The sequence below is a fragment of the Methylomonas sp. BG-2 genome, from assembly GCF_057766305.1.
On record NZ_JBYMAP010000165.1, the window covers coordinates 1 to 8726 of the forward strand.

Here is an 8726-nt window from a genome sequence, read left to right on the forward strand (position 1 = left end):
ATTGCATCGATGGCGCAGACCAGGCCGCAACCTCACTGGCGGCTGAGCACGGATGGCTTTGCCTCGGAAACGGGCGGAGCGGCGGTGCGGCAGTCGTCGATGGAGCACGTGGTCACCCGGCAGCCGCAGACCGAAACCCGCGGGGCAGCGGATGGCACCGGACTCGTCACTCGCCCGCTCGGCGAGGCGGATCTGGCGGACACTCAACCAAGTTGCCAGGCCGATTCGGACGATATTGAAAGAGCCTGGCGAAAATATTGCCGGCACCAACTGGATATGACCGACTGCGATCGCGAGATCATTCGTACCACCTCTATGCCGGAACGGCTCAAAGCGTCTTGCAACCCGAAAAGTCTAAAGAAATAAACCGTGGGTATTGGCGATGTTAGCGAAATTCATAAACAGGCTATTGGGGGGCGCCGAGCCGGAAGAAGACGTGCCGCGTTACCCGCCGTTTGCCAAAGGCCTGCCGGTGAGACAACCCCAGAAAATATTGGAGTCCCAAGCGGAGTTAATTCAAAAGATCAGACATTATTTGAGTGTAACAGACGAGGAATATCAACAGCGGGTATATCCATTGATACTCAATTACGCGCGATTTGTGCATTTGTTGCCGGCGTCCGAAAAGCATCACCATCGAGGGGCGGGCGGTTTATTCCGGCATGGACTGGAGGTGGGATACGAAGCCGTTTATCGGTCGCACGGTGTGTTATACGGCATCGACGAAACGCCGGCAAAACGCAAACAACTCACGCCCCGCTGGCGGCTGGCGATTTTCATTGCCGGCATGCTGCATGATTTGGGCAAACCGGTCACCGATATCGAAATTAAATCGGAAAACGGGCGAGATACCTGCAATATTCTGGGCGACGACATTGAGACTTGGGCAAAGAAACTAAAAATCCGCCGGTATTATCTGCATTGGCGAGCGAATCGGCATGGCGACCACGAGGTGGTCTCGGCGGCATTGATCAACAAAATCATCATCGCAAGCGTTTCAGAATATTTAAACGAATACGGCCCAACCATCTATAAAGAAATGCTGCTGACGATTGCCGGCACGTCGCATCATTCAAGGATGTTTGGGTTGGTGATGGACGCGGATTACAACAGTGTTGAAAAGGACCTCAAGGAAAACTGTATTCCCATCGACCCGTCGATTGGAGCCCCCATCGAATGGTTCATATTGGATGCCATGCGGCAACTGGTAAAAAAGGGAAAATGGGTCGACAATGTCAAAAGGGCGATCGTCTGGCGATTGAAAGAAGGCCTGTTTATCGTCTGGGACGAAGCGGCCGAGGAGATTAGTCGCCTGATCACTCAAAACAATATTCCCGGTATTCCGAAACACCCGGATACCTTAGCCGACATCCTCTTCGATCGGCAGCTGGCTGTACCGTATCGGATCGATGCGCGGGAGGTTAGACGATATTGGACGATTCAGCCGGATTGCCTGGATACGCCGCTCAGAGTGCTCAAGTTATCGGACCCTCGGCACGTGTATCCCGAAGCCGCACCCTTAATTGTCAACGGACAGGTGATCCACCTCGACGATCAAGACGGGCAGCCTGATCCGATAGCAGGGATCGACATCGTGGCCGCCACGTCAGCCCGCGCTGACGACAACGTATCCACGCCTGGGGCGCCGCATCACCCACGGTCGGCACCGGAAACAGCGCCGGGAGCGGTCGTCGAAACCGAGGCGCGGGAAGTGCTTCAAGTCGGCTCGCCAAACCCGGCGGCATCGAGTCATGCCCAACCGAGCCCACCGACGGCCATGCCGGACGCATCGGAATCGAGGGAGGCAGCAAAGCATGCCGAGATTCAAGCCGCCAGGCAATGGCTGGCGGCGAAATCCGAAGCGGGCGCCGTGCTGACGCAAAACCTGGGTCCGGCATCGGCCGACTATTTTCTGGTCCAACCCAAAGGTCTGGTGTTTGTTTTGCACCAGCTGCTCGCGGCTCGGCTGGGCCAAGCGCCCATCGAGATCGTCAGGACACTGGATGCGGCCGGCATGATCGAAGTCAATTCCCGCAAACCCATGGTCAAGGTGACCGAGATCGGCGGCGTCAAAGGCGTGTTGCTGAATAAGGCGGCCAGCCGACATCTGGCCGTGTTGCTAGAACCCGCCGAAGCCAAACCGGTATCCCAACCAGCTCGTCACGCTACCGAAGACGCCTCGGACGCCGATCACCCGCCAGCCAATTCCGGCGAGATCTCGGTGAAGAATGCCGGACACCGCGATGATACCCTTTCGATTGAGTCCCTGATTCACTTGATTAAAACCTTCGAACTGCCGATGGCTGTGAAAGAGACCGAAGATACCTTTACCGTGGATTTAGCCTTACTAAGGCAATATATCGAGGATAAAGGGCTAATAGAATATAAACAATTAATAAAGCAAGCCTTTAATCGAGCCGATATTGTTGTCGACAATATCAACAAACGCTTCATCGTCAAAAAGTCATGAAAGACGAATATGACTATCAGCTACCCTGGCGGCCCAATTACGAAGTCACCGCGATTGTGGTCTGGTTCGCCTTTGGACTGGTGGCGTATGTCATGGTGATCTTTTCCGGCCTGCCGCGCGAACCGTTCAACGGACTGATGGCGGGGTGCCTCTTGATGGCGGTCAGACGCCTGCCGGCATCGGCTAGGGTGTGGTATCGCAAGTACCGTCTGAAGTATTTCAAATTCCAACGCTTCAACGTCGCCAGTCTTGCCGGGATCGTGCGGCGCCATCCCGACCAATGGTGGCTGGGCTGGGGCTTCGAGTGGAATCAGCAGCACGCCCAATTGGCCTACGACATCCAAAAGCGCGATTTAACCGGCTTGATTCCGGTCAATCTTGATCGGATGGGGGCGACCTGGATCCACGGTCTGGGATTAAGCGAAGGCTACATCCGGCAAGCCATTGCGCATAGCGCCGGCCACACCCTGATCGTTGGCACCACCGGCGCCGGCAAGACCCGGCTGTTCGACATCCTGGTCACGCAGGCCGTACTGCGCAACGAAGCCGTGATCATCATCGACCCCAAGGGCGACAAAGATTTGAAATGGTGTGCCGAACGTGCCTGTAGGCTGTCCGGTTCGCCGCAGCGATTCGTCTACTTCCATCCGGCCTTTCCGGACCAGAGCGTGCGCATCGATCCTTTGAAGAATTTCAATCGCTCGTCCGAGCTAGCCAGCCGAATTGCCGCGGTCAGTCCCGGCGAGTCCGGCTCGGACCCCTTCAAGGCCTTCGGTCAGAAGGCGCTAGATAATATCGTGCAAGGGCTGTTTGCCGCCGAAGAACAACCGTCCTTGGTGAAACTACGCACCTATCTGGAAGGCGGCCCCGTGCCCTTGGTCATAAAAGCGCTGGCCCGTTATTTCGACAAGGTCCTCGATTTCGAATGGCGTGCCAGTGTGGGTTTGAAGAAGCAGGACTTTAGCGATAAAACCGCGCAGTTGTTGGTCAGGTTCTATCGGGAGCGCGTGCAGGCGGAACAACAGAACACCGACCTGGAAGGGCTGATTTCCATGTTCGAACACGACCGCACCCATTTCAGCAAAATGATTGCCTCGCTGTTGCCGCTGATGAATATGCTGACCTCCGGCAGCTTAGGGGCCTTATTGTCGCCGGATCAAAGCGACGCGAACGATACGCGGGCCATCACCGATGCCGCCGAAATCATTAAAGGCGCCCAAGTGGCCTATATCGGCCTGGATTCCTTGTCGGACAGCATGGTCGGTAGCGCAATCGGCTCCATCCTGCTGGCGGATCTAGCGGCCGTCGCCGGCGACCGCTACAACCACGGCATCGACAACCGGCCGGTCAATATCTTCGTCGACGAAGCGGCCGAGGTGATTAACGACCCGTGCATCCAGCTCTTGAACAAAGGCCGCGGCGCCAAATTCCGCTTGTTCATCGCCACCCAAACCTTTGCCGACTTCTCGGCCCGATTGGGTTCCGAAGCCAAGGCTCGGCAAATACTGGCGAACCTCAACAACCTGATCGCGCTTCGCGTGATGGATGCCGAGACCCAAACCTACATTACCGATAACCTACCCAAAACCCGATTGAAATACGTCATGAGAACCCAGGGCGTTTCGACCCATTCAGCAAATCCAGCGGTATTTTCCGGAAATATCGGCGAGCGGTTGATGGAGGAAGAGGGCGACTTATTCGCTCCGCAGCTATTAGGCCAATTGCCCGATCTGCACTACATCGCCAAATTGTCCGGCGGCCGCATCGTCAAGGGCCGCCTGCCGATACTCATTTCTGAATTGGATAAGGAACACACGAATGTCAAATCCCAAACGGCGTAAACCCGAAAAACCGATGGAAGTAGTCCAATTGGAACGGTGGCGCAAATCAAACCGGTCTGAGAACCAGGAATTGCAAATCCTGGAACTCGACTGGCCGGTGGCCATCGAGATCATCCAGTGCGCGATCAAAATCGTGCTCGAACACGGCCAGGATGCTGAGCAACAGGAAACCGCCATCACTGAGATGATGCTTAAAGTGCTGTCGCGGTATGCTCGAGCATCCGCGCAAGCTCATCCGGATGACGGCTTCCGGCTGCACCAGACGGTCCACGCCCTGCAAACCTGTTTGTCCGAGCGGTTAGGCACGGAGGTACCGATCGACAGCTTGGTGACCAACCCCAGAGTGCTGGCCATCCTTGAGCGTATTTCGGCGGCGGTGTCATGACCAAAAGCCTCTTTGTCACCTTCATCTTGTGGATCGCCGAAGTGTTTTTGGTGGCGGTATTGGTCTCCGATCGCTGGCTGACCGATATGCAAGACACCGAAGACCGGATGATCGTCGAATACCTCGGCGCCGATCACGATCGGCGCATCCGCGAAGAAGCCACCTCGGTATTCAATGCCTTATTGGTGCAAACCGGCATTCAACAAAACGTTTACCACTTTTTCATTCCCACGACAGCGGAGCGCGAGAAATCGGTCGGTTTTGAGCACTTTGGGCAGACCGATTATTTTCCGTTTGTCCAAAGCAAATTGGACGTGTTGTTCGGGACCTTTTACCAATCGCTACGGCGTTTGTTTTTGCTGTTGTCGTGGTGGCCATTTTTAATCGCCTCCGTTATCCCCAGTGCGGTGGACGGTTTGATACAACGCAAAATCAAGCAATCCAACTTCGATTATTCCAGTCCTCTAGCGCACCGCTATAGCTTCTACGCCGTTATCGGCATCGTGTACTTGCTGCTGCTCGGCTTGACCTTCCCATTTCCGATTCCGCCTCAAGCGATGCCGATCGCCTGTGTCGGCATTGCCTTGGCGATGAATATCTATTTCGCCCACACCCAAAAACGAATATAGCCAGGAGTGGAGCCACACAATGAATCGATACCGACAGACAGGCCGCCTGATGACCCTGTTAGGGTTATTTCTGCTCGGTACCGCTGCCCAGGCGCAGCGTCTGGCCGGTGTAGTCTTAGGCGTACACGACGGTGACACGCTCACTTTACAGACCGACGATCGGCAGACCTTAAAAGTGCGCTTGGCCAACATCGATGCGCCTGAACTCAGCCAAACTTATGGCCCGGCTGCCCGACAAGGATTAGCCAATGCCGTGTATCAGCGCCGGGTCACGGTCGACTATACCCAAACCGATCGCTATGGCCGCCTCATCGGCCATGTCGACCTGGAAGGTCAGGACGTTAACTTGGCACAAGTGGCCAAGGGCTGGGCCTGGGTGTATCGGCAATACACCAGTGATCCGGTGATTGTTCAAGCCGAGCGGGATGCTCGGAATCACCGACTCGGGTTGTGGCAAGACCAAAATCCTATGGCCCCTTGGGATTATCGACATGCCGGAGCATCAAAATGAAGATGGCGAAGGCGAACCAGGCTGATCTTGATATGGCCCTTGAACTGACGAGCGCGCTGGAAGCCATCAGCCGCCGCTACGGCGCCACCCTGCCCGAGAACATCGCCAAACCGCAGGACAATGAAGACGAAGCGGAACCCTTTTTCATTGAAGACAGCGAGCACTGCCGGCGGGTGTGTGAATACCTGATTCGCTTAAGCCGTAGCGCTTCGCTGTTCAGAGTGGTGATGGGCATGATCGTGTTGCTGGATCCGGAGAACAAGGTCGTGGACCCCACCGCCAGCACATTGGCGCATCACCCCGATACGCGAGCGGCCTTGGCTGCCGCGGCGAAGTCCGTGTCGGACAATATGGCATAACGGGCAGGCGAGGTCTTCATGCTGTTCACCGCCCCCGAATTCCTCTACCTGTTTCTGCCGGCGACCCTGGTGTGTTGGTGGTGGTTCATGTCGCGACACTACGGAAATACGGCACAGTGGTTCATCGTCGCCAGTTCGGTGTTGTTCTATGCGGCATGGAGCCGCGAGTATGCCGTGCTCTTGGTCGTCAACGCCTTGCTGAATTTCTACTGGGGCAAACGGATGGCCGTCACCCGTTCCAACGTCCTGCTCGGTGTGGGTGTTCTCTACAATCTGGGGCTGCTGGCCTATTTCAAATATGCCAATTTTCTGATCGAGATGAGTAATGCGCTGACCGGCAGCCAGTGGCCATTGCTACACGTGGTTTTGCCGCTCGGGATCTCGTTTTTCACCTTTCAGGCGATCGCCTATTTAGTCGATTGCGTCCAAGGCCGGGTCGAGGATTTCAACCTGCGCCGCTTCGCGTTTTCCATCTCGTTTTTCCCGCATCTGATTGCCGGCCCGATCCTCCATTATTCCGACATCATGCCTCAGCTCCGGCAAGGGATTCGCTTCGATCCGGAACGCATGACCCAAGGCCTATTCCTGTTCGCGGCCGGGCTGTGCAAAAAGACCGTGATCGCCGATCGCCTGGCGGCCGTGGTGGATCCCTTGTTTGGACTCAGCGACCAACTCACGCTCTGCGAAGCCTGGGTAGCGGCGGTGGGTTACGGCTTGCAAATCTACTTCGACTTCTCAGGCTACTGCGATATGGCCATCGGCATCGGCCTGATGTTCGGAATCGTACTGCCGCAAAACTTTAATTCGCCGTACCAAGCCGACACGATCGCCGACTTCTGGAAGCGCTGGCACATCACGCTCTCGCGATTTCTGCGCGACTATCTGTACATCCCGTTGGGGGGTAGCCGACAAGGCTTTTATCGTGGTTTGTGGGCGGCGATCATGACGATGCTACTGGGCGGCTTATGGCACGGTGCCGCCTGGACCTTCGTCGCCTGGGGAGCGATGCACGGCGGAATGATTGCGCTGTATCGGCTGTGGACTAAGACCGGTTATTCGATGCCGGGCTATCTGGCCAGAACCTTGACCTTACTGGGTGTGTTTTTCGCCTGGGTGCTATTTAGGGCGGCGAGCATTGACCAGGCGTTACAGATCTGGCAAGCGATGTTGGGACTCAAGGGGCTGTCGGTCCCGGTCGCATTGGCCGGCTGGTTCCGGTCCGAGACGGTTCCGATATCGGGGTTGATCAACGGCCTGGACATGCTTGCCATCGGCTTCCTACTGGCCGTTTGTCTGCGCTACCGCCATGCGCAAGCGCAACTCGACACCTTGACCCCGAATTTGAAGGCGCTCGCCGTCTTCGCTGGTTTGTTCTTCGCCGGCACCTGGTTATCCGCAGCCCATGAAAGCTTCATCTACTGGTCGTTTTAAGTTCGGCTATGGCTGGCGGTCCGCCGTGGTCTTATCCGCATTGATCGGCGGGGCGATGCCGGCGTGGAATTGGCAGGTTAATCCCTACCAAGTGTTCGACGTTGACCATGACATCTCCGAACCTTACACGTCGCCGGCGAGCAACGAACGCTACCTCAAGGTGCGGTATTTGTTGAACACGCTCTCGGCACCCGGCTCTGAACAGCCGATCGATTGCCTTCTGGTCGGCTCGTCGGTGATGGGCTTGCTCGATCCACGGCTGTTGGCGGTGTATTTTCCGGACAACCGCTGTTACAACCTGGCCTTCTTGGCGGGGCGGCCGGGCGAAATTCTTCAAACGATCAAGGCCTTGATCGGACAAGGGCTACCGCTGAAGCGCATCGTCTACGGAATGGAGCCGTTCGCCTTTTCCGACCCGGTGAACGAGGGCCCGGCCAATCGATTGCATCCGATCGTGACCGGCGAATCGCGCTGGAAATTCTATTTGGACTACCTGTTCGAACCCAGCCTCGGCGATGGGATAGGGTATCTGTTTGATGCCTACCATCACACCATCTCCGTTCGATACGACATCGACGAAACGGGCCGGTATCAATTGGTCCGGTACGAGAGGGAAATTCAGAAAAACGAAGCGGAATTCGTCAATAGACAATTCGAGCAGGGCAGGGGGCCTCAATCGGTTTCGCCTTGGATAATGACGCGATTCGACGAGTTTAAATCTCTCGTGAAGTTTCTAAATGGCCAACAGATCGAAGCCCATTACTATTTAAACCCACTGCATCCGAGTATTGCGAAAGTCTATGGCGAGTCAGGGCTACGGGATTTTAAAACCATGATTTCGAAGATAATCGGTGGCCGGAATTTCCCAGATTGCTCACATTTGCTAAGTGAAAACGCGAATATCCGATTTTACGATTTTAAGCATTTTCGGGCGACTGAATCGACGATGGTGTTGGACTGTGCGTTAAGCAATCGCTCAAAGTAAAGACGACAACAGAACGACAAGTGATCGACAGGTTGGCAAGCATGGTTTGGGCGTTAAGCAGTAGATCGACTGCAAGACGACTAGCGAATGGAAGTATATTCGAGGCCCGAGTCTA

At 55.7% G+C, this 8726-nt stretch carries 9 protein-coding genes; all 9 read left to right on the forward strand.

Going from position 1 to position 8726, the window contains the following annotated elements:
- Window positions 1-366, forward strand: a 366-nt coding sequence (locus tag AC3B8H_RS15025) for a hypothetical protein (protein ID WP_488442357.1), incomplete at its 5' end; no start/stop codon positions are given.
- 16 nt (window positions 367-382) lie between these two features.
- A complete protein-coding gene (gene mobH / locus AC3B8H_RS15030; protein WP_488442358.1) occupies window positions 383-2470 on the forward strand; it encodes a MobH family relaxase in 2088 nt (695 codons plus the stop codon).
- Entirely contained in the window at window positions 2467-4311 is a 1845-nt protein-coding gene (gene traD, locus AC3B8H_RS15035) for a conjugative transfer system coupling protein TraD (protein WP_488442359.1), read from the forward strand. The genes mobH and traD overlap by 4 nt, the downstream gene beginning before the upstream one ends.
- A complete protein-coding gene (locus AC3B8H_RS15040) occupies window positions 4289-4696 on the forward strand; it encodes a hypothetical protein (protein ID WP_488442360.1) in 408 nt (135 codons plus the stop codon). The genes traD and AC3B8H_RS15040 overlap by 23 nt, the downstream gene beginning before the upstream one ends.
- Window positions 4693-5325, forward strand: coding sequence for an IncC plasmid conjugative DNA transfer DtrJ family protein (locus AC3B8H_RS15045; RefSeq protein ID WP_488442361.1), 633 nt, complete (start codon window positions 4693-4695; stop codon window positions 5323-5325). Before AC3B8H_RS15040 ends, AC3B8H_RS15045 begins: the two co-directional genes overlap by 4 nt.
- A 19-nt stretch (window positions 5326-5344) precedes the next feature.
- Entirely contained in the window at window positions 5345-5836 is a 492-nt protein-coding gene (locus tag AC3B8H_RS15050) for a thermonuclease family protein (protein WP_488442362.1), read from the forward strand.
- Entirely contained in the window at window positions 5833-6195 is a 363-nt protein-coding gene (locus AC3B8H_RS15055; protein WP_488442363.1) for a hypothetical protein, read from the forward strand. The genes AC3B8H_RS15050 and AC3B8H_RS15055 overlap by 4 nt, the downstream gene beginning before the upstream one ends.
- Before the next feature lie 18 nt (window positions 6196-6213).
- A complete protein-coding gene (locus AC3B8H_RS15060) occupies window positions 6214-7626 on the forward strand; it encodes an MBOAT family O-acyltransferase (protein WP_488442364.1) in 1413 nt (470 codons plus the stop codon).
- Window positions 7627-7717: 91 nt separating this feature from the next.
- Window positions 7718-8611: a hypothetical protein gene (locus AC3B8H_RS15065; RefSeq protein ID WP_488442365.1), complete on the forward strand. Its 894-nt coding sequence runs from the start codon at window positions 7718-7720 to the stop codon at window positions 8609-8611.
- Window positions 8612-8726: the final 115 nt, after the last annotated feature.